Origin of the sequence: Shewanella sp. GutCb (assembly GCF_002836135.1) — a bacterium.
Taxonomy (GTDB): Bacteria; Pseudomonadota; Gammaproteobacteria; order Enterobacterales; family Shewanellaceae; genus Shewanella.
The window spans coordinates 106,546-132,604 of sequence record NZ_PJBL01000003.1 but is presented as its reverse complement, the minus strand read 5'-3'; the positions used below and the strand labels follow the sequence as shown (position 1 = coordinate 132,604).

The window sequence follows — 26,059 nt, the reverse complement described above, 5'->3', positions numbered from 1 at the left end:
TTTGGTAGCCCAACTTAGTAACTCATCATTCAAAATTTACGCCCTCGCTTTAGTACCCACCATGGAGCCATAGAGCTTTCTTCATGTGAACGTCTAACCACCTCGTTAATCAATGCAAAGAAACACACTAGGCGCATAAAAAGTGCATAAAATGGATATAGGGGTAACCAGATGGCTAGCCTTAAATCCTGTTTCGGGCGTTCTGAAATAGCCAACAACACCAAGAGATAGAAAAACACTAAAACCATAGAATATAGGCTATAAATTACAGTGGATATGGATGCGATAAATTGCCATGGGTAGAGTAAAATGATACCAGCCCCATAAAGAACGATAATGAAAGGCATCAACACATTCTGTAAAAATCCATAGAATAAGGTAAATAAAAAAGTACCCCAGCCTAACAATTTTGGCGTAAATGCAGGCCAATGTTTTCTAAAATAGAGAAATAACAGATCGCCATCCCAGCGTAATCTTTGCATCACTAATGTTTTGAGATCTGCTGGGGCATCCGTGTGACCAATCGCCAACGTTGCAAATGGGATCTTCCAGTTCGGATGCCGCTTAAAATACTGTTTAATTCTTACCGTTAAGTCTAAATCTTCAGCGGTATGAGTATCCCAACCGCCAATTTGCATCAAAAAATCTCGCCTGAACACACCAAATGCGCCAGAGATATTATTCAGTAAATTCCACTGAGCTAATCCCGTTTTACCTCCCTGCATGGAGATCAAATACTCGATAGATTGCATTCGGGTCCAGATGGATTCAGTGATGTTTCTTACTCTGAGCGCCCCGCCTAAAGCTGGTACATTTGGGTCTTCGAAATAGGGCACCACTTGATTGACCATATCGTTATCAAAAGAGGTGTCAGCATCGGCATTGATGACAATTTCCCCCGACGCCATACTTAGACCAGCGTTCAACGTAGATACTCTTCCACCCCGTTGCCATTTAGGTAAAACAATAACTCGACGATTTTTCGACTTACAGGCTTTAGCACACGCCATCGCGACTCGATAAGTATCGCCATTTTGTACAGCCCCATCTACCACTGCGATGATCTCAATCTCACCATCGTAAGTTTGCTCGACAAAAGAGTCTATGGTTGACTTAACAGCTGCTCCTTCGGCATAGCAAGTGATAACGCAAGACACTTTGGGCTTAAACAGTGATGTTTTCTGCGGCACCATAAACGTTGTGTAATACCAACGTAAAATACCTCCGACGACAATGATCATCAAAGGCATCTCATACATAAGCACAAGGGGAATGAGCCAAACAAAGAAAATTAGATGTTCACCCAGCTGATACCAAATATCGAGAACGATATAGCTGATGGTATTAAACTCACTTAGCATTAGAGTGATTCCACGCTCGCTAATTTGTCTGTTAACCATATCTGAACATCATCACCCCAGTTTTTATCCGGTAGTGCAATTGCCCTGATGCTAACTTCAATATTAGAGACCGTTTGTCTACTTTTAAGCTCAAATATTTTGCTATAGATAACCTTAATTTGATCTATTTTTGTGAATGGCAAAAATAACAATAAGCCATGTATTGGTGAATAGCTGCACGCATCAGTGTTACGAATCGTACTTCTGATCCTTTCCAATAATGCATCTAGATGGGCAAAGCCCTTAGTTTCCCCTTCTTGTGCAAGAAACGCATTTAGGTTTAACATTTGAATCGAGACTATCGTATGCTCATGCTCATGACGAATGGCTAACTGGTTCTGCCAGGTGATTAACCAATCAAACTGAGTGTTGGTCATTGCATCACCCGGGAGCAAAGCAAATAAGCCTTGATCTTTTCCCTGACGAACAATACGTCTGCCAGTTGTCTCCAGACGATAGTCATAAATATTACGCACCTGCAGATCAGCTAGCTTATTGTGAACCTTACAATGTAGACATTCAGCATCCACATTGGCTTCAATAAAAATAGAGTCACAACCGCTACAATGTTGATTTTCAATCGGTCGATCATAATCGACACCAATATGACGTAGATTTTGGGTGCAATTTGGACAACTAAGCCCCAACTTTTTCTTGAAACTATCCTGTTTTCCAATATGGCCACAATTAAAGCAATGCAGACTTGCCTGCATTTCAATCTCGATACTTTGACATTGAGGGCAAGTATCTATGTAGTTAAGGTGCCCAGATTGACAAGTGCCACAAAAGCGCACCCGATTAATTAAGCTATTAGACTCAATCCAACCTTTACGTTTGAGCGAGGTCAGCCAAGAAAAACTCTCTTCGGGGGCAATTCCCCAGGAGTTGAGTAAGGGATAATTGAATAACGTGCTACTAGAAGGCACACTCTGAGGAGTTAAGATAAACTCGGGATGCAACCAGAGGTATGCCAATAGCTTGTAAGCATTATCATCATAATAGCGTAATTTAATCTGCTGCTTTCGTGACTTATACGTTTGATAATGCTGAGTGTAATCTTCATCCCACGTACCATTAGCCAAATACGGAGACAGCGGACTATCCTGCAAGACTAAAATAAGACAATGAGATGTTAACTCATGATGACGTAACGTCATCAATACCTCATCTTGTACTTCCGTTGGCATAGATAGCACGATGAAATCAGGTAATAATTGCTTAACAATGATTTCGTTGGGCGTTTGTAAATATTCAAACTTAGCGTCAGTGGTTTTTGGCAGATCTTGGCCGATCCATAAAAAGAGCTCCTGAAATAGCTCTCCATCATTACTCATTCCACTTACCAACATACCATTCCGTCCCTTCTATAAATGTAATCGCTGCAACTCAAGTAGAGCAACAAAATAACAAGCAGCTATTAACAGTGTAGGAAAGTTAAGCACTAACTGCCGTAACACTAGCTACATTTAATTAATTTATTCTTGTGATTCAGTTGGATAAAGAACAATTAACTGACGGAGCTTATTATTTAACTGTATGACATTCAATCGAAATGAACAAAATTTAATAAGTGAAGCTGGACTCAAACAATAAGCGTAAAACTCGTAGTTAACCCTAGTCGGGTGTTAGCCATAGAGAGTTTTAGGAACAAATTACCTAATAACGCTATTGGTATTTTCATTAGTATGTATTTTGCGAAATTTGTGTGAGGCTCGGAAAAATACGTAGTTGCTGCCGTTTCATTACAACCGACTTAAGCCTTAATAGGGCAAATAGTTTCAATCGTTAATTACTCACTATTAAGTATCAAAAAACGTACATGCCATTATAAACAATATGTATTTTTTCAAATGACTCATAAAAACTCTGTAACATATAGCTTGTCACACATGCGCGAATAGATATTGTTTTTACTATATACTTCTTGCCGGTTTACTTAATATAAATATTAGCAATATAGGTAAAGAATTAAATGAGTTTTAGTGCATGGCTAGGTTTGCTAGCTATCTGTTGTTTGGGAGCGATGTCTCCAGGGCCTAGCTTGGCGATGGTGGTAAGGCATACCCTTGGTGGCGGTAGAACCAAAGGGATTATCTGTGCATGGGCTCACTCTATTGGTATTGGGGTGTATGCACTGGTAACGTTATTAGGGCTTGCCGTGGTGTTGAAGAAGGCGCCAATGGTGTTCAATGCTATAGCGATCATCGGTGCATTGTATTTAGCTTACATGGGCGTCCAAGCACTGCGTTCAAAAGGTGGCATGTCTGATAAGTTAGCTGCAGGTAAGTCGACTGATGCGTTAACGGCTGCACGAGATGGTTTAGCTATTTCGTTATTTAACCCCAAGATTATGTTGTTCTTTTTAGCTCTCTTCAGTCAATTTGTCATGGTGGCAGACAATATGACTGCAAAAGGACTGATTGTATTAACACCGCTGATTGTCGATGGTCTTTGGTATACCTTAATTGCGTTAGTATTGTCGCATTCAGCGGTATTGCCAAAGCTACGTGAAAAAGCCGCACTTATCGATAAACTGTCTGGTGTGGTCTTGATTTTGTTAGCCATAAGAGTGCTGGCGAGCTTATAAGTCTACACGAGTAACAAAAACGCCATCATAACTGATGGCGTTTTTGTTTGTTTTACAGCGTGTTCACTAAGAGTTAAATTGTTGCACTGAATCATCTTTAGCTGGCTCTTCAGCTTTTGGCTGTGATGGATTTTTAATATGATCTTCGATGTTGTCTTTCAACATCTCTTTATATTCGTTACCAAACCACTCTACAGCATTATCTTTCTCAGCGGCTAGATCAGCTGACTTGAGTGATGCTTCAAATGCATTGAAACGCGCTGCGGCAAAACGTAATCCAGTGCCGACTTTACCGACATCCTGTTCTGTTGCTGAAATTTCGTTGGCCAATGCAATGAATTGATCGGCTATTTCAAAAATGGTAGTTTCTTTTTTAGCTTCTGACATTCTGCTTATGCTCTTAGTGATTGATATTCTAAACCCTGATTCTATCGTAAATTAGCACTTAAGAAATCATTAGTTATTAACTATTGGGATCTGAATCGGTAATAACGCTACCATCGCGAGAATCATAGTAGATGGACATAGTCTGTTCTGGAAGGTAGTAAAAGTAGCATTGATCCGGTCCTTGATATACGGCACGATAAACGGCATCTACAGTATCTGCGGAGTTTGAGACAAGTGGGGCATCTTCTAATATGGTTCGCCAAACCGACATGCAGTCGTTGGTGTTATTCAATCGAGGACTGGATTCCAATGGTGGGTAATTCTGAGCCGGAAACCCCCAAAGGTTAATATCTAACTGACCAGATGCGCCACCACCGAACACTTGCAAGTTATCAGCGGGCCCCGAGTTCCCTGCGGCAGCCCATTTTACGTTAGCTAATGTAATACCGCCTTTAAAAGCACCGCCAGTCGCTTCATGTGTTGCTGTCTCGGCATCTTGTCTTAGGTTAATAAATTTTGGCATCGCGATAATAGCGATGATTCCTAAAATGATGATAGCAACAATGAGTTCAATAAGTGTGAAGCCGTGATGACGTTTACTTTTTGTCACGAATAGGTCCATTTTTCAGTACTTTCTCTGAGTTAAGATTAGCTCATTTTAACTGCTTGGATCTGAGTCTACTGTAACTGAACCTAAATTAGAATCGTACCGAATGGATAGATTGGTATTGTCTCTATAGCTGAATGTACAAGTCGCGTTAGTATAAGTCGCTTTGTAATGGGTTTCATTAGTGTTGGCGTTATCAGACACGCTGGGCTCATCACCTTGAAAGAGAACTTCCCACACTGAGATACAGTCTTCGACATTATCAAGTGCAGGTGACGCTTCGTTACCCTGAGAATAGTGCTGTGCAGGCCAACCGTTAGCATTAAAGTCAACCTCGCCATCTTGAGCGGTGCCGAATACGGGTAAGTCTTCAGCAGGGCCGCTGCCAACTTTTACTGCCCATACTGCTCGCGCGAGATCAACCCCAGACTTAAATGCACCGCCCGTGCCCTTAACCATTGATACTTGTGCATCTTCTGAGATATTGACAAATTTCGGTACGGCCACTACAGCCAATATACCTAAAATAATAATGACAACAACGAGCTCTATTAAGGTGAATCCAGATTGGGGTTTAACAGTAGAAGAGTACAACATGTGGCTGGCCATCCTGGGCAAATTTGAACGCGCATTTTAACATCAAAAATACCGAATACCAATCGCTTAACGATAAATTCACGTAATACCAGGGGATAATTGTGATTAACTGCCGTACTCGTTTGATGGCTCTTTAGTCACAAATATGATTATAAATGCCTTAACTGATTGCCAGCGATAATGTGAACTCTTACTATCAATAAAACATTTTAGTGAGCTCTCCGATGACAATTAATTCAACCTGGAAAACCTTCATCCAGGCGCAACAGCAACAAGATTACTATATGGCACTAGAAACCTTTGTTGAGGCTGAGCGAACTGCCGGTAAAGTGATCTTCCCACCTAAAGAACAGATATTATCAGCATTTGAATATACGCCGTTAAATGAGGTTCGAGTCGTTCTGATAGGGCAAGATCCATATCATGGACCCAATCAGGCGCATGGGCTGTGTTTCTCGGTACAAAAAGGGGTAAAAGTGCCACCCTCTTTAGTTAATATGTATAAGGAACTGGCTAGCGATATAGACGGCTTTACGATCCCAGAGCATGGCAACCTGTTACCGTGGGCACAGCAAGGGGTGTTAATGCTAAATACAGTGCTTACGGTCGAGCAGGGTAAAGCGCATTCTCATGCCAAGTCCGGTTGGGAAATATTCACTCAAAACGTGTTATTGCATCTCAATGAGCAGCCTCAACCTATAATATTTGTGCTTTGGGGGGCTCATGCTAAAAAGAAAGGCAAAGTCATTACCGCAGGGCATCATCAAATCGTTTCTGGCCCACATCCTTCGCCATTATCTGCCTACCGAGGTTTTTTTGGCTGTAAGCATTTCTCTCATGTAAATCAGCTGCTTGAGCAGCAGGGCTCCACAGCGATTAATTGGCAGGTTTAGTTTTCATTACCGGTTGCAATGGCTAGCCCCTAGTCAAATGAGTAGTTTTTTGAGGGGGTAATGATAAATGGTAAAGGCACATCCCAATGTTCGCAAGCCAGCTTAGTCACCTGCTGACAATCATGAGCATAGCCAATGGGGAACGGTTTTCCGCATGTTTGCCAGTTGGCTAAGGTTCTGTCGTAATAGCCGCCGCCCATACCCATTCTGTTGCCTTGGTCATCAAAGGCGACCAGCGGGGTTATCACTACATCCAACTGATGCGGTAAGATCATTTGGGTTATATCTAAGTGTGGCTCCCAAATACCTAAGCTATTTTTCTCAACAGTAGTGTCTTCGTCATAGCGAAGAAAGATAAGATTGCCTGCGGTAAAGGGGTGCAGCCTTGGCAAGTACACATGAATGCCTTGTTGCCAAAGTGTTTTGATTAACACTTGAGTATCCAGTTCGCCGTCATTGGTCAGATATAACGCGACCTTATCTGCCTTCAGTTGTTTGAGTTTTTGCAGTGCTTTTATTGCTGCCGTATTAGCGAAAATAGACTGTTGCACACTGCTTAAGTTGCGGCGAGCAACGCGTATCGCTTGGCGAATGGCTTTTGGCGAGGTGACCGCTGGAGTCTCGGCATGGGACCTAGCTATTTTTTGAGGAGATATCTTGGGCGTCGGCGTCTGGGGCATCGTTGTCGCTAATCCATTTAAGTTCTTATGGAGTCTATCGGCTGTTAATCGGTATCGCAATTGGATTTAGCTGATGCTTCAATTCACGAGTGAGTTAATAGTGAGAGATTACAGGCTACAACGACATAAAAAAGCCCAACACTGTCGGTTGGGCTTTTTTATGATTAACTTGTGGAGTTGCAGGTCTGCCTAATACTCATCTTGCTCAGCGGCATCACTAATTCGCTCTTTGCGTTCCTGTTCCTCTTCGAATGCTGCTTGGATCTCTTCCAATACGGCATTGATATCGGCGGTATGTTCGCTCTCAATAAATTCGCCAGTTAATTCACTATCTGCTGACAGATCGCCAGATTCAAATTTTAGCCACATCTCTTGTGCATATTTGGTTTTTAGCACTGAGGGAGCAAACTGGCCATAATATTGGGTCATGTTGTTCACATCACGCAATAACATGCGCTTGGCATTGTTATTTGCTGCAGCATCGACAGCTTGAGGCAGATCGATAATCACTGGGCCTTTATCATCTAGCAGCACATTAAATTCAGACAGGTCGCCATGAATAAGTCCAGCACAAAGCATACGCTGCACATCTTTCATTACTTGATAATGATGGGCAATGGCCATCTCTTCAGTAAGGCTAATATCGTTTAATCTCGGCGCTACGAAGCCGGCGTCATCGGTAACCAGCTCCATCAATAATACGCCGTCAAAACAGCCATAGGGTTGAGGCACTCGCACTCCAGCATCAGCTAGGCGATACAAAGCATCTACTTCGGCATTCTGCCAGGCATTCTCTTGTTCTTGACGGCCGTAATTGGAACCTTTTTCCATCGCACGAGTACGTCGGCTATTGCGGCCTTTACGGCCCTCACGATATTCGACTGCTTTTTTAAAACTACGTTTGTCAGCTTCTTTGTAGATTTTAGCGCAGCGGACATCATCACCACATCTTACGATGTAGACGTCGGCTTCTTTGCCACTCATTAATGGACGAACAACTTCGTCTATTAATCCTTCATCAACCAATGGTTGGAGTCGTTTAGGGGTTTTCATAGTGCCCTTATACCCTACTTAAGCAAGCTATGGAACCAAAGTGCGGATCTTCATCATAAAAGATGCTTTTATGGCGATCTTTTAGCTGTTGTGAGTGCATTGGCGCTTGATGCGTGTGTTGGGCTATTAGATTTAGCAGTGATTAAATGCCTGATGTTTTCATGATTAAGCGCGAGGTCGTTTAAGTCAATTGTAGGGCGTATGCCGATACCTGATACTAGCTTTCCTTGAGGGCTATAGACTAAGGCTGCACTAAAGCTCACCTTTATGCCACTTTGTGTGAGTGAGGCATAGTGGCGAGGGCTTAGACTGCCTCTGGTTCTTTCCCCTATAAGTTGTACGTTTGGCCATGCTGATGCCATCAATGCCAGCCATTCACACTCCTGTTGGCAGCTTGAATCGACTATTAAAACTAATTTTCGTTGCTTAGATTGATTTTCCTCTCTGTTGTTTACTAAGCGACGGACTAGCCATTGGCTAAAGCTTATAGAGTCCTGAATATGGTTATCGAACCCCAATGCTTCTAAGTTAACTTGCTCAAAAAAATGTAGTTCTTTAATTGGAACTATGTTTTTAGTCGAAAATAACTTTGTTGATGAATGAGGATAACGTTTGTATTTCATTAATCCGATAGCGCTACTATATGCCACACTCTGAGGCGCAAATTGGCGCTGTAGCCATTGAGTTAAAGCGGTATCCGGTACGTTTAGGTGTCTGATATCGAGTATAAGATCTTGTTCAGGTTTGCTTAATGCAAGTTGCTCTAAAATATGGGGTGATAATTTAATATTTTCAGGGTAACGAATCACATGCTGTGAGCTAGATGAAGCGGCCATGGCCGCTGCTGTCGGCTGCTGAATATTCTCTTGCTGTTGATTTCTGCTGACTAAAGCAACCTCTCGCTGAGTGTTATCACCCTCTGTATTGGTGAATGTCAAAACGATGCTGTTAGAGGTTGTTAAGCCTATATCTAACCGAAGCTGATTAATGCCGTGTAACCAATGACTCTGCTCCTTGATTGATAACTTGATAGAGTCGGGAATGTACCGCTGCGCAGCTTTCTGCCAGCGTTGCATGGGGAGGCCGTCCATGTGGGTTAAGAAGGGAAACTCTTCATTGAACAGACTATTTTCTGCGGTATACACTAACCAATGTTGACCATCGTAATAGAGCTGGCCTGGAAGCTGTTTTATATCGGTAAGTTGCTTCGCTCGATTGGGCAGACTTATAGAGGTCGCTGGATCATTGAGAGAAGAGATCCAACGCTGCAATTTAACTTGAAAATTAACCGCATTACTCGGCTGTAAGTTAGCGCTTAACAGTCGTTGTGCTTGTTGATTAAAAATGTATTTTTGGGCGGGATCGAATGCTGCGAAAGATGACTTTTGATTAATTACGGCTAAAAGTTGGTTAATATCTTGTCGCTGCTGTGCTGGGCTCAGTGTATACGAGGCAGTATGTGGGAAAAAAGACAGTCGAATGAGTTGAGCTGCACTTATGCCCATCATAAGTACAAATAATACGACTATGCTTTTAAAACTGACTGTCATATCGATTCTCGGATATGGCCAGCTTAGCCTTTTCTAGGCTAGGCTGGCATAGCCTCTAACTAATTGACTAAAAGCATAGTTATAAAATATCGTTGATAGAGATCCCGATACCTATGCGTTGGTTATGTGAATTATAGTCGATAAGACTTTCACCGTAGCCATTAAAGTATTGAGTATAGAGTCTCAGATTGCCCATGATGGGGTAACTCCAGGTAAATTCTACTGCGCCATAATTAGGCTTTTGAATGTAGTTACGCACCATTAAGCTAAATCTATGCTCATCGAGTCCGTACACCCCTGTAAACTCAAGGTTACCCATATAGTCCATTATATCTGGGTTATCATCGCCACTCGGAGAGGTTGGGGTTTCTTTTTCATCTTCAGGTATACGCCACCACGCTTTAGCTTCAAGCGCAAATGGCCCTGAATCGAATATCATCATGCCGTATAAGCGATTCCAGCTCCTGGATAATGATCCTGCTTGCCCATTTGATTGGTGTACGGCGCCGACCCCCCAAAAAGAGTTCTGTAAAGGCCCCACTTGCCAATCATTAGTGAAGATCATGAATATTTCAGGCTCATGATTGGTTTCTCTAAACGGCGAAGATATTTCTTTGTTATACACCTGCCAGTACGACTGGTTGGTGTATGCTGCAAACAGGTGGCCATTATCGCCAAATACATTGTGCCAGAGCGGAAATTTAAAACTTATTTGAAACTTGGCTTCTACATTATCCATCGTAAACGGGGTGTCTTTAACTTCTTCAGCAAAAGGTTCCATATTAGGAGAGGAGTTGTAAGTCACCGGAAGAATGTAGTTAACCTTGTGTGGTGTAATGACATAAGGCAGGTCGGCAGTTGCAATTTCTTTAGAGACTCGCGCTGCCACCAATGATGTTTGTTTTTTGACTTCAATATCTTCTGTTTTGCTAGCGACCTCTGTTGGCTCTGCTTTCGTCGTTGCTGCAAACGACGCAAAAGAGCAGCCCAAACCCATAGACAATAATAGCGTGCCTAGCTTATTCATAATATTCCCAAAAGTTGTTAAAACTGCGCTTCTTTTTGTTTGTCGCAATTCTACCTAGCTATCTCTGTGTTTAACAGTGCTATAGCAAGCTGGCAACTTAACACTCGGTAAATAGGTGAAGTGACTACCACTGTGATATCAACGCGGGTTTTGAAACCCGCCTCTAGATCTAAATGCGATAACTTAGTGCCAAATTGTAAAGTGTGTATTTTCTGCTTTGTATAGGCTTTATCAAAGGTTTAAGTTTAAGGTTTTGATTAATATGCGTTTAATACTTTATTTTAATGTATTGGTGAATACAATTATTTTCTTAATAACTAAAAGTTATAAGTGATCTGAATTTTCTATTTATTATGGAATAAGAGGGCGGCTATATTCAGGTCATCAAATTAGAGTGAGGTAGCGTGATGGAGATTGTATCTTTACCGGGTCAAGCCGCAGGAGGAAAGGTGTGGCTAGTGGGTGCCGGCCCTGGTGATGTGGATCTGCTAACGGTTAAAGCATACCGTGTATTGCAATCAGCGGATGTGGTGCTGTACGACGCTTTAGTGAGTCAGGACATCATGGCCCTCATTCCAAGTAAAGCTGAAAAAATCGCGGTGGGTAAGCGTGCGGGTAAGCATAGCGCGGCGCAAAGCGAAATTAATCAATTACTGGTCACCAAGGCGTTTACTCGTAAAAATGTGGTCCGTCTTAAAGGCGGCGATCCTTTTATTTTTGGGCGGGGCGGTGAAGAGTTACAAACGATTGTTGAGTCTGGCCTCGAGTTTGAAGTCGTACCAGGGATCACCGCAGCAAGCGGCACCGCAGCATATGCAGGCATCCCGTTGACTCATCGAGATTACGCCCAGGGTGTGAGCTTTATTACCGGTCATTGCCAATTAGCGAGTCGGCCGATGGACTGGCAAGGATACGCCAACCCGAATAATACCTTAGTCGTGTATATGGGGATCCTTAACGCCAACATTATTAAAGCGGGTTTACTTGATGCCGGACGTTCACCTAATACCCCTGTTGCTATTGTTTCCAAAGCGACCACTCAGGAACAGCGAACATTCATTGGCACATTAGACAATATTGAGCAATTAGCGGCAGATCCAGAATTAGTGATGCCCGCATTGATGGTGATAGGTGAGGTGGTTGAACTCGCTGATAGCCTGAATTGGTTTAAGCCTCAAGGTGTGCAGAGTCGCGAAGCCAAGCTTAACAACACAAATTAAATAGATGTGCTTAGCACAATCGATTCAAGAAGACGGAGAATTAGCATGGCCGCCAAAGAGTTAAGCCATTTACAACAATTAGAAGCTGAGAGCATTCAGATTATTCGCGAAGTTGCGGCAGAGTTTGATAACCCAGTAATGATGTATTCCATCGGTAAAGACTCCTCTGTGATGCTGCATTTAGCACGCAAGGCTTTCTATCCGGGGAAGATCCCTTTTCCTTTACTGCATGTGGATACCGATTGGAAGTTCAAAGAGATGATCGCATTTCGTGATGCTCAGGCCAAGGAGTTTGGCTTTGAATTGCTGGTGCATAAAAATCCTGACGGTATCGCGATGGGGGTGGGTCCGTTTACGCATGGCAGTGCTAAGCATACCGACATCATGAAAACCCAAGGGCTTAAGCAAGCGTTGAACAAGTATGGTTTTGATGCCGCCTTTGGTGGTGCACGCCGCGATGAAGAGAAGTCTCGTGCTAAAGAGCGAGTCTACTCATTCCGCGATAAGCACCACACATGGGATCCTAAAAACCAGCGTCCAGAGCTGTGGCGCACCTATAACGGTGCCGTCAATAAAGGTGAAAGCATCCGAGTATTCCCGCTTTCAAACTGGACGGAACTAGATATTTGGCAATATATCTACCAAGAAAACATAAAATTGGTACCACTTTATTTTGCCCAAAAGCGTCCTGTCGTTGAGCGTGATGGCATGATGATTATGGTTGATGATGACAGACTGCCTTTAGAAGAGGGTGAAACGGTTAAAAATGAATTAGTGCGATTTAGAACCCTAGGTTGCTACCCATTAACGGGAGCGATGCATTCAGAAGCTGACACGCTTGAGAAGATCATCGAAGAGATGCTGCTAACACGTTCTAGTGAGCGTGAGGGCCGACTTATCGATTCAGATCAAAGTGCATCGATGGAACTTAAAAAGCGCCAAGGCTACTTCTAGGCGCGGTAAGTGCTAAGCATTGTCAGATTTCAAAGGAATTAATCATGAACCAAGCAGTCAATAACAACACCCGCTTAGCCGCTGAGCTAGAAGATTTAGGGGTGAAGGAATATTTAGCGCAGCAGCAACATAAAGGCATGTTGCGCTTTCTAACGTGCGGCAGTGTCGATGATGGTAAAAGTACCCTGATAGGACGTTTACTGCATGACAGCGCCCAAATATATGAAGATCAACTCGCAACTTTAAAGAGTGATAGTGCCAAAATGGGCACCACCGGTGATGAGATTGACCTGGCATTACTCGTTGATGGCTTGCAAGCTGAGCGTGAGCAAGGCATTACCATTGATGTTGCTTACCGCTATTTTTCAACCGACAAACGTAAGTTTATTATTGCCGATACACCGGGCCATGAGCAGTACACCCGTAATATGGCCACGGGTGCCTCTACTTGTGACTTAGCCGTCATTTTGGTTGATGCGCGTTATGGGGTGCAAACACAGACTCGCCGTCACGCTTTTATTGCCTCGCAGCTGGGTCTACGTCACTTTGTGGTAGCCATCAATAAAATGGACTTGCTCGGCTTTGACGAAAAAGTCTTTAATGACATCAAAGCTGACTTTGCCGAGTTTGCTGCGCAGCTAGGTGACATCGATATTCGTTATGTACCACTATCGGCTTTAAAAGGCGATAACGTGGTCGATCGCAGTACACAAACGCCTTGGTATAAAGATGGCACGCTACTGGAGCTATTGGAAACCATAGACACCCGCCGTGAATTAAACAGCTTACCGGTACGTTTTCCAGTGCAATATGTATTGCGCCCCGATCTCGATTTTAGAGGCTTCTCTGGCACGGTATCATCAGGTGTTATTAAAGTGGGCGACGAGCTGGTGGCCCTACCATCAGGTAAGCGCAGTAAAGTTGAACGTATCGTTACATTCGATGGTGATTTGAGTGAAGCGATCGCGGGTCAAGCGGTGACGCTAACGCTAGAAGATGAAATTGATATTTCTCGTGGTGACCTATTATCGCAAGTCGATAACGCCCCAACATTGGCAAACCAGATCAGTGCTGATATTGCTTGGATGGATGAAAAACAGCTACAAATTGGCCAGCTTTATGATCTAAAGGTGGCGGGCAAGAAGCTACAAGCGACTATCACAAATATCGAATACCTAGTCGATATCAATACGCTAGAGCGTAAAGACAGCGACATTATCGGTTTAAACGATATGGCTCGCGTCACGCTAGAGCTAAATGAAGCGATTGCTATCGACCCGTATACGCTGATCCGTGACACAGGCGGCATGATCTTAATCGATCGATTATCCAATGCGACAGTGGCCGCAGTGATGGCTGTTTCAACCGCTAAGACGAGTAAATCAGCGAGCCCGTTTACTGATTTCGAACTTGAGTTAAATGCATTGATCCGCAAGCAGTATCCTCATTGGCAAGCGCTTGATATTAGTAAGCTAGAGGGGTAGTGGTGTCTGAATTGTGGGTGTTGTCGAGCATATTATTTGCCTTAGTTGTTGCTTTGATGGCAGGACTTTGGACACCCGCAGCGCTGTTTTTTACGGCAGCATTAACGACCTATCTTTTAGGCATGGTGGAGTTAGAGACGGCATTGGCGAGTTTTACCAATGCCAGCTTAGTGACTCTAGTACTGATTATTTTAGCGACTGCCGCGCTAGAGAAAACTTCTTTGCTTGGTAAGCTGAGTCAAGTTGTAGGTGAAGGTTCTTTGGCATCGACGATCGCTAAGCTGGGCTTCTCGACCGCACTGTTGTCATCGTTTACCAATAATACTGCGGTGGTGTCGTCCTTGATTGGTGTGGTGAGACGAAATCAGTCTCATGCGCCGGCTAAGCTTTTACTGCCACTGTCTTATGCGGCTATTCTGGGTGGAACTCTCACCTTAATAGGTACATCAACCAACCTTATCGTGAACTCCTTTGTTGAGAACGCAGGCCTAGAGCCGTTAGGCTTTTTTGAGTTCTCTATCATTGGTGTGGTTATTGTGACCCTAGGTGTGGGTCTGTTGGTGTTACTCGCTGATTTTTTACCCGACAGACGTGAAGACGGAACGGAAGAAAGCTTGCCTTACATGCTCGAAGCCAGAGTGGCGAAACAGTCGCAGTTGATTGGTAAAAGCGTGTTAGATAATCGCTTAAGAGCACTGAAAAAACTCTATCTAGTCGAGCTTGAGCGCAGTGGCATTCGAATTTGTCCCGTACCACCGCACCTTGTCTTGCAAAGTGAAGATGTGTTGCGCTTTGGCGGTGCGGTCGAATCGGTGGAGCTGTTACATCAATTTGATGGGCTTGAATGGTTTGGTAAGCAACAAGCCAAAGGGCAAAACTTGATAGAGGCGGTACTGGCACCCACATCGCAACTGGTGGGTACCTCATTAAAAGCGTCTAAGTTTAGAGAGCGATTTGACGGTGCAGTACTGGCTATTCGACGCGGGCACCATCCGTTAAAAGGTGGCCTCGGTGATATTGAGTTACAAGCGGGTGATGTATTACTGATTACTCCAGGGGATAGCTTTAGCCATAACGCAAAATTGGCATCAGATTTCGCCGCAGTGAGTGGGCTAGATCTCAGTGTACGTTTAGATAAAAGACGCAGCCAGTGGGTATTGGGCGGCTTTGCATTGACCATTTTTGCCAGCGTTGTTGGCGCATTGCCTTTGGTCAAAGGCTTAATTTTACTCTTGATTAGTTTCGTTGCCATCGGTGCTGTGAGTTTAACAGAGCTTAGGCGACGCTTTCCGATTGAGCTGGTGGTGATTGTGGGTAGCGCGTTGAGTTTAGCTAATTTGATGCTGTCGACGGGTCTTGCAAATGATATCGCTAATTTTATCTTGGGATCGTTAAATGGTTTTGGGGTATTCGCAGCTTTTGTTTGCGTGTATTTGTTAACGTTATTACTGACGGAGTTAATCACCAATAATGCCGCTGCGGCGCTGGCTTTTCCTGTCGCGTACGCTATTGCAATGAGCTATGGCGTCGATACCCGACCGTTTATTCTTGCGGTGGTATTTGGTGCTAGTGCCAGTTTCATTTCACCCTATGGTTACCAGACAAATTTGATGGTTCATAGTGCGGGAAATTACCGTTTTACTGATTTTTTAAGAGTGGGATTGCCTTTGTCGGTGTTGTACTCGTCGATTGTCATTATATTAGTGCCGTTGCTCTTCCCGTTTTAAGGTGGCAATACTATCTCGACCGTTGGAATTGAGTGAGTTTGGCGCATTTTTATTTATTAGATTATTGTTTTTGGAGTGGTTATGTCTGACATCGTTTGGCACCAACATAGTATTGACCAAGAGTCTCGTGCAAAGCAGAAAGGACAAAGTCCGGTATTACTTTGGTTTACGGGCCTATCAGGTTCCGGTAAATCAACCTTAGCGGGCGCATTAGAGCGTGCGCTGTTTGATGCCGGCTTTCACACCTATTTGCTTGACGGCGATAATGTGCGACACGGACTTTGTAACGACTTAGGGTTTAGCGCCAGTGATCGTGACGAAAACCTGCGCCGTGTGGGCGAAGTTGCCAAGCTGATGGTCGATGCGGGCTTAGTGGTGTTATCTGCCTTTATCTCTCCAACGAAAGAGGAGAGGGAGCGTGTACGTGCTTTGTTTGAAGAGGGACGTTTTATTGAAGTTCATGTCTCGACCCCGATTGAAGTCTGTGAAGCACGTGATCCTAAAGGCTTGTATAAAAAAGCGCGGGCGGGTGAGATAAAAGAGTTCACTGGCATCTCTGCGCCGTACGAAACCCCTACTGCAGCAGAGCTCACCATTGATACCAGCAAAGGTGATCTAACGGCGCAAGTCAACGCGCTATTAGATTATCTTACCGCGATTCAAGTGATTGATGGCGCTAAGTTACGCGCGGCGGTATAAAGTCATTAGGGCTAAGATCACTCAGTATGGTCCCAAGTTTACTGCTTGTCTGTGAATTGATTTATTCAGGCGCTTTATAGGCATAAAGCGTCTTTTTTGCGGGCGATATACCTCAATACCAATAACATTACTTATCGTTTCATGGCGGTATAAAATCACCAGGATTGATCTTTATGGGCCAATTTTCGCTCCAGAAAATCGATAAATACCCTGAGCTTTGCAGGCATAAATGCTCGTTGGGGGTACACTGCGTAAACACCGTGTTCCGGCAGATGATATTGTTCTAAAATGGGCATCAACTTACCGCTGATGAGTTCCTTTTCAACAATGAAAAGCGGCATCTGGCAGATCCCGACATCATCGAGCATCAGTTGTTTTAGCACTTCGCTGCTATTGACCTGAATGTTGCCTTCTGGCTTGATTCGAACAGGGCCTTCAGGACCGTCAAATGTCCATTCTATACCCGCCCTGAAATAAGAGTAGTACAAACAGTTATGCTGTTTAAGATCGGCTAACGTGTCAGGCCTACCAAATTTATCAAGATATCCAGGAGAAGCACAGATCACACTGCGGCAGGGCGATAACTTGCGAGCCACCAGATTCGAGTCTGCTAAGGCACCAATCCTCACGACCATATCGAGTCCCTCATCAAGGAGATCAACCAGCCTGTCATCCATTGATAAAGTCAGTTTTATATCCGGAAAATCAAGCATAAACTCACCGAGTAAAGGGGCGATATGAAGCCGTCCAAATACCATAGGTATACTCACTTTAAGGTGACCTTTAGGGCTGTGCTGAAGACTGGCAATTGCATCTTCGGCTTCATTCACTAGATATTTAGCTTTGTAGATATAGCTATAATATTGTTCTCCTGCTTCCGTCAGGCTTAGCTTTCGGGTTGTCCGCTGAATCAGTTTTACGCCAAGATGTGTCTCCAATGCACTAATGCGTTTACTCACCGCTGACTTGTTGATCCCTAGCTTGCGGCTTGCTTCTGAAAAACTCCCCAGTTCGACGACAGCCGTGAAAACGGGAATGGTTGAAAAAGTATCCATGATTTTATTGTTTACCTGAGAGAAACAAAGAGTTCAAAATATAGAGGATTATCAACGTAAAGGAAATTCATTATATTGTGCTCCAATAAAAACCATGAGGAAAAGTATGAAAACTCATCCATTTAATTTGTCACTGGCTCTTGCGGGAGGCATTACACTTGCCAGCATGATAGCCATTAATAGCACGCTTGCATCTTATAGTTCGCCCTTGCTAGCAGCTTGGGTCGCTCACGGCATTGGTGCTATCACTTCCTTTATCATTCTAATGTTCGTAAACATCTTTGTTGCAGGGAAAATGGCTATTCGGCCGACAGCTGGAACGCCCTTCTGGGCCTATTTAGGCGGGATACCGGGGGCTTTGACTGTGATTTTGGCCGCTATCACTGTCAATAGTCCACTGGGGCTGTCTAGCTCGCTTGCATTAATGATGGTCGGTCAAGTGCTGTTTGGTGTGGTCAGTGATAGCTTTGGTTTGTTCGGTTTAGCTAAACGGTCAATAAATTTAATTGACGGTGTGTCATTGATGTTGATGGGCGTAGGCTGCCTGATGACACTGTTCTGGAGGGGGTAATAATGACAATGTTGATAGTTGTTTTTCTTGCGCTATTTAATGGTTGTTGTATTAGTTTCTGTCGGATCCTTAATGGCAGACTTGGGCAAGATACCAGTGCTTTTAATGCCTCTCTTTGGAATCATGTCGTCGGTTTTGTTTTTCTCAGTATTATTGTGTATTGCACATCTTCACTACCCGTGAATATAGTGATGGAAGCCCCCGTGACAGCCTGGCTTGGCGGTGTTATCGGTGCTTTATTTGTTGCTCTCAACAGCTATGTATTGTCAAGGGTAGGGGCGACGCTGACTGCACTGCTGGTTATCGGCGGACAATTGCTGACAGGAGTGCTTTGGGATGCCATTAGTCATGGTGCAGAATTCTCTCAACTGGCTGGTGTTTTATGTATTCTGGCGGGTGTATTACTGACAAAGTACAATCAAGGCCAGCAGCAAAAGAAATAAACGTTTACTGGCAGAAGCTATTAATAACACAGCCTCCTGCCATATACATCACGCCGATGTTAACTAAAATGCCTAGAGTTTGTGTTTTTCTAACCCAGTGTAGATGCGGCAGCGTCTCCCGCAGGTTATTGGAACCACTTTGGGCTGAAGCTAACTCACTTTTACCCGTGCGACGTGAAGTCGTATGAAGCGTTGTTCACCACGATAAGAGTGAACCATCTGTATCACCGGATGACCCTATGGCTCTGAATAAAGTAGCGAGCCAGACAATGTAACGTAGTCCATTGGACGGGAACAGAATCGTGAGAGGACGTTCTTCCTGATAACCACAAGTCAGGTAAGTGCTAGGGACTCAGTATGATGAACATATGTGAATCCACGTAGTGCGTTATATGAGAAGCAGCGGAAGTGGTTAATACGCTGTAGCCAAAAGGCAATGAGAGCTGGAAAGAGATTGGGCAATGCTCTTTCGTGGTCATATAGCTCTCCGCACTAGAGTGGGCATCTAAACTGACATTACGCTTCATACGGAACACGGTAAGCCTGAATCGCTCCCATTGGGAAAGTTATCTGTGAAGATAGCCGATAGTGGTGCAGGTAAAGGAGGCTGGAGAAAGCCAATGCTGCATTGTAATGATGCAGATACAGACCTTGTGTCTGGCACGAAAGTGAGCCCACTTCCAGCTGGTCTCCCGTTGCAATACAATTAGAAGAACTTTGTTAATGGAGAAACGCAAATGATGACTTCGATTGAAGTTAGTGCCTCTCCTTGCTTTGCTCAACGATAATCCAAAGATTGGAAAGTAAAGCCAAAAAATACTATTTAAAGTCAGCTAAGGAAATCGAGTGGCGGCTCTGCCGCCATCCTACTGTAAAGAACTTAATCATCAAGCCGCTAGGGGCTTGTTGCAATATCTAAAGCGTGAATTCACTAATGTCTATTCGTTTACGACTAAGCGTGTGTCGCTTATTGTTGAGATCTAGCTGTACTCTATAATAGAGCTCGGTATTTGAAGAAGACGTGGGGGCTAGATAGTGAAAATTGGTGATAGTCTAATGACTTGTTACTCTTACTCATAACTTGTAGAGTATAAGCTCAAATAGTTAGTGAGTATTATTTTGTGGTTGAAAAACAAGAGCTAATCGGTCGTTTCGAGAGCGTACTCATAACGCTCATTAATCAACGCAGCATTCAATTGAAACATTACCTAAGTCAAGATGCTTTCGCTTTTATGACACTATCAGTGGAATATTGGAATGGTGATATGTATTGGAACTTATGGGATAAAGATGAGATTGAGTTTGTAGAATATGAAGATTTTAACTCATCAGAGTTTATTGCCCTTTGTGATTTCCACGAGGGTAATGCCAACGTATCACAACTCAGTGATTTGCTTTTGAGTATTGGTGATGTGATTGGTAAAGAAGGTGATGAAGTGCTGTCTCTAATTGAATTTACCCACGATGCACTGACTGAGGCGTTAAATAGTAGCAAGGTCAAAGAGTTGTTAGTTGAGGTTTTAAAATCCAATGCCAGCTTTAGTGAAGATGATTTTAATCAAATGGTTATAGCGACAACGTAGTCGAACCATATACAAAATTTATCATCTAGGTCTTAAATTACTCGCGATTATATCTGCAGGGTTGCCGAGTATGATCAAGCGTAAAGTAAAAACAGTGCAGCATTGATTTTACTTTCTTACCTTAATGGAGGCAGTGTCTCCTTTAAGGTAAGCTGTTCTTCTTAGCTGAAGTTTACTCAATTCTGAAATCTTGCGCAAATACCGCTTTTAATGCCTTAATATAATTGGTGTCAGTATTAAAGTGAATTAACTGTGCTAGCTCGTCGCCCACAGGGGTAAAACGGTAATAATTGAAAAAGAGTTGACCGGTTTTGGGGGTCAGTTTGAGCTTGATGTTACTTAGGGCGAAATTAATTGGCTTCTTACTACTCAATAATCCCGTTTCCAATTCACTGCGATGTAAAATGCCAGCCTCAATCAAGGTTAAGATATTGGAATAGGGTAAGCCAAACTGCGATAGACCAATATTTGTCTGAGTCGATTTCTTAAAAAAGTGGCCTAAACCACTGGCGTGTTTAAAGCCAATAACCAGTTTTAACTTACTCTCATTGTTGACCAACACTGACATCCCAAGGGCTTTTTCTAATACCTGCGCCTCTTTATGGGTAAGCTGCTTCAAAGTGGCTAATGTACGTAAACTAAAGTTACCTGGAATGGTGATTTCACTGGCTAGAATTCTGCCCCATAACTCCTGCATTTTACGATTATGAATTTGTTCAGCCAGCTGAAAAAACTGATGTGCCCAATCGGGGTCGAGATCCACACCTGTGACATCTGACGGGGTTTGGCTTATCGCAATCTTATAAATTGTTTCTAAATTTGACTGATATTGGCTAGAGAGTTTTTGTGCTCTATAGGCAGAACGCTCTGCAATGGAGGCGCTGCTGGGGCGGTAATCATCTTCGCTGGCAAGCCCAAGCATGCGCCCAAGCAATAAGGCTTTTTTTCTGGCCGAAACATCAGCTGACTTTACGTTATCACTGACTGATGATTTCAGCGGGTGATTTCTAGTATCTTTAACTGTTTCAACCATCAACCTAATTCCTCTTTGTTATAAAATTTATGCCAATCAGGGCGTTAATTGTCTAGCTATTTGTCGGCTTTGACAAGTGGTGGCATTTTGCCAAATAGCGCGACCTCTTCACCTTGTTTAGGGTGGCGAGGCACATTCATGGCCAGTATGAGTGAACACACCGCAAAGCCCGCGCCGATATAGAATACCAATGAAGGTGAGGTTAACCACAATAGCCCTAGCAGTACAGGGATGATAACGGCTGCAATGTGGTTAATGGTGAAACTTACCGACATGGTAGCGGCGATATCTTTGGGATCGGCAATTTTCTGGAAATAGGTTTTTACGGCAATCGCCATCGCAAACAAAAGGTGGTCAATCACGTACAGTGCGGCAGCGGCTTCTGCATGCTCAACGACTGCATAACTGGTAAAGACTGCAATAAGCCCTAAATACTCAATAGTCAGTGCATTTCGTTCACCAATTCGAGCAATAAATCGGCCAATCGCGGGGGCAAAAAAGAGATTAACCACATAGTTAATTAAAAAGAGTGAGGTAATTTGACTAATGCTATAGCCAAATTTTTCAACCATCATAAAGCCCGCAAATACCATGAATATCTGTCTTCTCGCGCCTGAGAAAAAAGTCAGCATATAGTATAACCAGTAGCGTTTTCGCAAGATTATTTTCTTGTGCTGTACCTCTCCTTGTTTAAAGGTAGGAAAGTATAGACGAATGGTTATCACCATTATGAGCCCTAAAGTACCAATGATGGCGTACATCCATTGGTAGTCGAGTTTTAGCCAGCTCATGACTAGCCAAATACTGCCGTAACCTATCAATGCAGCGGCACTGCGCCATGCCAGTGCTTTGCCTAAAAATTCGGCGGTATTTTTCTTTTCAACCCATTGCAGCGTCAGTGATTGATTGATGGTTTCAAAATAGTGAAAACCAATCGACATTAATACGGTGGTGATATAAAGCCCGAGCACTTGCGGAAAGAAACCCGTGACAGCCACACCGATACACAGTAGTGCCAGTGACAATAATGCAAACGCTTGCTCTTTTATCAGTAGTAAGACAAAGATCGCGGTAAACGCAAGAAACCCAGGAACCTCTCTCAAGCTTTGCAATATACCAATTTCAGCACCAGTGAATTGAGCGCGTTCAATAACAAAGTTGTTGAGTAATACCTGCCATACAGCAAAGACTAATGACATGATAAACGTCATCCAAAGCAGTAGCTTCTGCGGGTTGTTTTTCATTTAAACGGTCCATGTGATCCGGCGAAAGGACGAGCAGTATATACTCAATTAATACTAAGGTGCAGTGGGCTATTCAAAAACTCTCCTAGAAAAAAAGTAGCATAAAGCGGGTTGAACTCGCGTGATATCAACATTATCATCGTTATGTTAGCTGTTGATTAGAATGGAATATATTTCGTAAATTAACACGTTAACCGCGTACTCTGTTGGCGCTACTTCCAGCTTTTTACCTTTTGATAACCACTTCCTTATTTGGCATAAGCAATTAAAGCACTAACACCCAGGCCAGTTGGCTGTAAAGCGCTTGATGCTGATTTATGGGTTACTGCAGTATCTGGTTTATACACTCCGCTATAGGTTTTTCCCCCATTGATTTTAAATAATGTATCGCCTCGTTTTTAAGCGTTGCAACTGTTGATTTTTAGTGTCCAATGTAAGCTCATTGTAAATTGTATTGTAAAGAATAATGCAAATCGTTCTCATTCATAGTATTTTGACGGCGAATTTAAGGGATGCTGGCTTTCCAGCAAAGAATCAACTGAGAGCTGTTTTATGAAAAACATGTCTAAGCATGTAAAGCTGAATATATTGGCTGCAACGATAGCAACTGTCTTTAGCGCTAATGCAATGTCAGCAACAGATCCTGAAGTACTCGCCGCAGCGATTGCTAAGCAAGAAGCAGAACTGACTGAACTTAAAGTCCAGTTAAAGGAGCTCGCACAACAACAGCAAGCCCAAACTGAACAGCACCAGCAACAACGGTTAGAACAACAAGAAGCGATAGCGACCGTTAAAGCGGAGTCGGTTAATAGTAAGTTCAGCAAGTTTTCATTTAAGTCATACGGCAGCCTGATTTACACCAGTGATGAATATTACGATAACGTCCAAGATACAACGCCTGAACGTCGTGGACGTTTTGACCTAGAACGCATTGTGACTGAGTTTGGCTATCAGTTTAATGATGACTGGGATATGGAAGTTGAGATTGAGTATGAGCATGGTGGAACCGGTTCTTCACTCGAATACGATGGTTTTGATGAATTCGGTGAGTTTGAAGCTGAAGTTGAAGCTGGCGGCGAAGTGATGATTGAAAAAGCCGAGATCCGATATCGCCCAAGCGCTGCGTTTGGGGTTAAGTTCGGTAATATCCATCTACCCGTTGGCCTTAGCAGCACCCTCCATAAACCTAGCCAATACCTGACAGTGCAACGCCATAAAAGTGAAGCGGCAATGTTGCCAGCGGTATGGAATGAAAATGGTATCGGTATTTTTGGTGAAGTTGCTAATTTCCACTATCAAGCACAAGTGGTTAGTGGATTAAACTCTGAGTATTTTCGGACCTATGATTGGGCTGCATCGGGCCACCAAAAGCGTTTTGAACATGTAAATGCTGATGATCTGGCTTATGTTGCTCGTCTTGATTACGGCAACTTCAAAACAGGTTCTGCGGTGGGTGTTTCATATTACTACGGCAACACCAGTGGTAATCGCCATAAAACCAATAAGTTGAGTTCAGATGGTACTGTCAGCATATTTTCAATCGCTGGTGCATTTGTCGAAGGCCCATGGACTGTACGTGGCCAATACCTTAACGGCACCTTGAGCGATTCTGATGCTATTACTCAAGCAAACAAAACCACGCCAGGTCTAAAACCGGGTAACTTCGCGCAACTCGGTAGCGAGTCTGAAGCTTTCTTCGTTGAGGCGGGTGTCGATTTAGGTCATTTCACTCCGATCCCAATTACGATCTTTGCCAACATCGATTATTCAAACCCATTGAAAGAAGTTGAAACAGGCATTGCCACCAAGCGTTATGAAAACACGTGGATCAGTGCGGGTATTAACTATTTCCCTATTCCTGAAATCGTTATCAAGGCTGAAGCGGGTGTACAGCAAGTGGCTATTGCTTCTATTCCAGATACCAATTTCTTTGCGCTTGGCGTGGGTTATCAATTTTCGTTGTAAATAATCAACTATTTATTCGCTAATTCAATTAGCCCAATTAATTAAATTTATTAAGTTAAAAAAATGGAGTTTTTAATGAAACACTTTACTCATTCAGTGGTTGCTATAGCACTTATTTCTGCACTTGCTGCATGTGGCGGTTCGGGCTCTGATAGCACGCCAACACCAGAAGCTGATAAAACTTTCTCATTTACAGCAACAGAGATGGTAACCAACCTGACTGACGATGTCATTGTTGCTGGTTATACCGATCTGGCGGCTCGCGGTGCTGCATTGTTTGCATCAACTCAAACATTGGTGGCAACGCCTTCACAAGCTAATCTAGTTGCCGTACAAGAAGCTTGGAAAGCAGCTCGCCAACCTTGGGAGCAGGGAGAATCTCATATTTTTGGTCCTGTTGACTCACTTGGTATCGATCCACATTTAGACAGCTGGCCACTAAATACCACTGATTTAACATCGGTATTGTCTACTACAACAGGTTTTGATGCGGAAACCATTAAAGGTTGGAATGATGATGTGCAAGGTTTCCATACGATGGAATACCTATTATTCGGTGACGGTGTGACCACAAACACTAAAATGATCGCTGATTTAACGGCTAATGAGCGTGATTACCTAATGGGTCTTGCTGCTGTATTCCGTGATTACACTGAAAAATTGGATGATGCATGGCTAATAAGTCACGATGCTAGTACAGGTAAAGCCTATGGTGAACTGCTTAAGACTCCTGGTACTCAAGATAATACTTTCTACAGCTCAAATGTGGGTGTTGTTGAAGAGCTAATCAAAGGCATGATCGGCATTGTTGATGAAGTGGGAAACGGTAAAATTGCCGACCCATTCGGTGCTGACACAAGCAGTGCTGACACCTCTAAAGTTGAATCTCAATACTCATGGAATTCACTGACAGACTTTAGTAATAACATCATTGGTGTGCGTAATGTTTATCAAGGTGAGTTAGCTGGTGCTGCAGATAAGCAAGGTATTGTGGATTTTGTTGCTGCGGCTGATAAAGACATGGCGGCACGAGTGGGTACTGAAATATCAAACGCTATTTTGACGATTCAAGCCATTGAAGGTGCTAATAAAATGCCTTTCCGTCAAGCGATCTCCGATGTCGAAGGGCGCAAGCGTATTCAAACTGCTGTTGATGCTCTTTCAAAGCTGCAAACCAGTCTAGAATCTGATGTGCTGCCACTGCTTAAAACGTGGAAAGTGTAAATATATAGTCTGTTGAAAAGGCATTGAGTAACTCCTCAGTGCCTTCTTTTTCATGTGATTTATCTTAGTTTTTTGT

24 protein-coding genes are annotated in these 26,059 nt (G+C 43.4%); 12 read left to right on the top strand and 12 right to left on the bottom strand.

Annotation, left to right across the window (positions count from 1 at the left end; all coding sequences use genetic code 11):
- Window positions 1-29: 29 nt before the first annotated feature.
- Window positions 30-1,361 carry a glycosyltransferase family 2 protein gene (locus CXF86_RS03870; protein WP_101091355.1) on the bottom strand — a complete coding sequence of 444 codons (1,332 nt, stop codon included), beginning with the start codon at window positions 1,359-1,361 and terminating at the stop codon, window positions 30-32.
- Window positions 1,361-2,749 (bottom strand): TackOD1 domain-containing metal-binding protein, encoded by a 1,389-nt coding sequence (locus tag CXF86_RS03865; RefSeq protein WP_102038385.1) that lies wholly within the window; start codon window positions 2,747-2,749, stop codon window positions 1,361-1,363. Before CXF86_RS03865 ends, CXF86_RS03870 begins: the two co-directional genes overlap by 1 nt.
- 623 nt (window positions 2,750-3,372) lie before the next feature.
- Here CXF86_RS03865 and CXF86_RS03860 point away from each other — a divergent pair.
- Window positions 3,373-3,987 carry a LysE family translocator gene (locus CXF86_RS03860; protein WP_101091357.1) on the top strand — a complete coding sequence of 205 codons (615 nt, stop codon included), beginning with the start codon at window positions 3,373-3,375 and terminating at the stop codon, window positions 3,985-3,987.
- Between the two features lie 66 nt (window positions 3,988-4,053).
- Here CXF86_RS03860 and CXF86_RS03855 read toward each other — a convergent pair whose 3' ends face one another.
- From CXF86_RS03855 to CXF86_RS03845, 3 genes are all read right to left on the bottom strand, one after another.
- Window positions 4,054-4,374, bottom strand: coding sequence for a DUF3144 domain-containing protein (locus tag CXF86_RS03855; RefSeq protein WP_101091358.1), 321 nt, complete (start codon window positions 4,372-4,374; stop codon window positions 4,054-4,056).
- A gap of 76 nt (window positions 4,375-4,450) precedes the next feature.
- The gene (locus CXF86_RS03850) at window positions 4,451-4,996 is read right to left on the bottom strand and encodes a prepilin-type N-terminal cleavage/methylation domain-containing protein (protein WP_102038384.1); all 546 of its coding nucleotides are present in this window, start codon (window positions 4,994-4,996) and stop codon (window positions 4,451-4,453) included.
- Window positions 4,997-5,032: 36 nt separating this feature from the next.
- Window positions 5,033-5,578: a type II secretion system protein gene (locus CXF86_RS03845; RefSeq protein ID WP_101091360.1), complete on the bottom strand. Its 546-nt coding sequence runs from the start codon at window positions 5,576-5,578 to the stop codon at window positions 5,033-5,035.
- Between the two features lie 224 nt (window positions 5,579-5,802).
- Here CXF86_RS03845 and ung point away from each other — a divergent pair, with 224 nt between their 5' ends.
- Complete coding sequence (ung, locus tag CXF86_RS03840; RefSeq protein ID WP_102038383.1) at window positions 5,803-6,471, top strand: uracil-DNA glycosylase; 669 nt, start codon at window positions 5,803-5,805, stop codon at window positions 6,469-6,471.
- Window positions 6,472-6,500: 29 nt separating this feature from the next.
- Here the strand turns inward: ung and CXF86_RS03835 are convergent, their stop codons facing one another.
- From CXF86_RS03835 to CXF86_RS03820, 4 genes are all read right to left on the bottom strand, one after another.
- Window positions 6,501-7,151, bottom strand: a complete 651-nt coding sequence (locus CXF86_RS03835; protein ID WP_102038382.1) for a 5-formyltetrahydrofolate cyclo-ligase — start codon at window positions 7,149-7,151, stop codon at window positions 6,501-6,503.
- A 189-nt stretch (window positions 7,152-7,340) separates the two neighbouring features.
- Window positions 7,341-8,204: a PA4780 family RIO1-like protein kinase gene (locus CXF86_RS03830; RefSeq protein ID WP_101091363.1), complete on the bottom strand. Its 864-nt coding sequence runs from the start codon at window positions 8,202-8,204 to the stop codon at window positions 7,341-7,343.
- 68 nt (window positions 8,205-8,272) lie between these two features.
- Window positions 8,273-9,754 (bottom strand): S41 family peptidase, encoded by a 1,482-nt coding sequence (locus tag CXF86_RS03825; RefSeq protein ID WP_102038381.1) that lies wholly within the window; start codon window positions 9,752-9,754, stop codon window positions 8,273-8,275.
- Between the two features lie 79 nt (window positions 9,755-9,833).
- Window positions 9,834-10,781 (bottom strand): phospholipase A, encoded by a 948-nt coding sequence (locus CXF86_RS03820; protein ID WP_101091365.1) that lies wholly within the window; start codon window positions 10,779-10,781, stop codon window positions 9,834-9,836.
- A gap of 407 nt (window positions 10,782-11,188) precedes the next feature.
- On the opposite strand from CXF86_RS03820, the gene cobA reads away from it, so the two are divergent.
- The 5 genes from cobA (at window position 11,189) to cysC (ending at window position 16,865) form a co-directional block, all read left to right on the top strand.
- Entirely contained in the window at window positions 11,189-12,001 is an 813-nt protein-coding gene (gene cobA / locus CXF86_RS03815) for a uroporphyrinogen-III C-methyltransferase (protein WP_102038380.1), read from the top strand.
- 45 nt (window positions 12,002-12,046) lie between these two features.
- Window positions 12,047-12,955, top strand: coding sequence for a sulfate adenylyltransferase subunit CysD (gene cysD, locus CXF86_RS03810; RefSeq protein ID WP_101091367.1), 909 nt, complete (start codon window positions 12,047-12,049; stop codon window positions 12,953-12,955).
- A 44-nt stretch (window positions 12,956-12,999) separates the two neighbouring features.
- Complete coding sequence (gene cysN, locus CXF86_RS03805) at window positions 13,000-14,439, top strand: sulfate adenylyltransferase subunit CysN (protein ID WP_101091368.1); 1,440 nt, start codon at window positions 13,000-13,002, stop codon at window positions 14,437-14,439.
- A gap of 2 nt (window positions 14,440-14,441) precedes the next feature.
- Window positions 14,442-16,166, top strand: a complete 1,725-nt coding sequence (locus tag CXF86_RS03800) for an SLC13 family permease (RefSeq protein ID WP_102038379.1) — start codon at window positions 14,442-14,444, stop codon at window positions 16,164-16,166.
- 81 nt (window positions 16,167-16,247) lie between these two features.
- Window positions 16,248-16,865: an adenylyl-sulfate kinase gene (cysC, locus tag CXF86_RS03795; protein ID WP_101091370.1), complete on the top strand. Its 618-nt coding sequence runs from the start codon at window positions 16,248-16,250 to the stop codon at window positions 16,863-16,865.
- 155 nt (window positions 16,866-17,020) lie between these two features.
- On the opposite strand, the gene CXF86_RS03790 is transcribed toward cysC, so the two are convergent.
- Window positions 17,021-17,920, bottom strand: a complete 900-nt coding sequence (locus CXF86_RS03790; protein WP_101091371.1) for a LysR family transcriptional regulator — start codon at window positions 17,918-17,920, stop codon at window positions 17,021-17,023.
- Between the two features lie 106 nt (window positions 17,921-18,026).
- Here CXF86_RS03790 and CXF86_RS03785 point away from each other — a divergent pair, with 106 nt between their 5' ends.
- The 3 genes from CXF86_RS03785 (at window position 18,027) to CXF86_RS03770 (ending at window position 20,517) form a co-directional block, all read left to right on the top strand.
- Window positions 18,027-18,491 (top strand): DMT family transporter, encoded by a 465-nt coding sequence (locus tag CXF86_RS03785; protein ID WP_101091372.1) that lies wholly within the window; start codon window positions 18,027-18,029, stop codon window positions 18,489-18,491.
- A 2-nt stretch (window positions 18,492-18,493) separates the two neighbouring features.
- A complete protein-coding gene (locus tag CXF86_RS03780; protein WP_219621775.1) occupies window positions 18,494-18,934 on the top strand; it encodes a DMT family transporter in 441 nt (146 codons plus the stop codon).
- A gap of 1,121 nt (window positions 18,935-20,055) precedes the next feature.
- A complete protein-coding gene (locus tag CXF86_RS03770) occupies window positions 20,056-20,517 on the top strand; it encodes a hypothetical protein (protein WP_101091373.1) in 462 nt (153 codons plus the stop codon).
- Between the two features lie 172 nt (window positions 20,518-20,689).
- Here the strand turns inward: CXF86_RS03770 and CXF86_RS03765 are convergent, their stop codons facing one another.
- Window positions 20,690-21,550 carry a TIGR03899 family protein gene (locus tag CXF86_RS03765; RefSeq protein ID WP_101091374.1) on the bottom strand — a complete coding sequence of 287 codons (861 nt, stop codon included), beginning with the start codon at window positions 21,548-21,550 and terminating at the stop codon, window positions 20,690-20,692.
- A 56-nt stretch (window positions 21,551-21,606) separates the two neighbouring features.
- Window positions 21,607-22,794: an MFS transporter gene (locus CXF86_RS03760; protein WP_101091375.1), complete on the bottom strand. Its 1,188-nt coding sequence runs from the start codon at window positions 22,792-22,794 to the stop codon at window positions 21,607-21,609.
- Window positions 22,795-23,346: 552 nt separating this feature from the next.
- Here CXF86_RS03760 and CXF86_RS03755 point away from each other — a divergent pair.
- Both CXF86_RS03755 and CXF86_RS03750 read left to right on the top strand, forming a co-directional pair.
- Entirely contained in the window at window positions 23,347-24,759 is a 1,413-nt protein-coding gene (locus CXF86_RS03755; protein ID WP_374702319.1) for a hypothetical protein, read from the top strand.
- Between the two features lie 75 nt (window positions 24,760-24,834).
- A complete protein-coding gene (locus tag CXF86_RS03750) occupies window positions 24,835-25,983 on the top strand; it encodes an imelysin family protein (RefSeq protein WP_101091376.1) in 1,149 nt (382 codons plus the stop codon).
- Window positions 25,984-26,059: the final 76 nt, after the last annotated feature.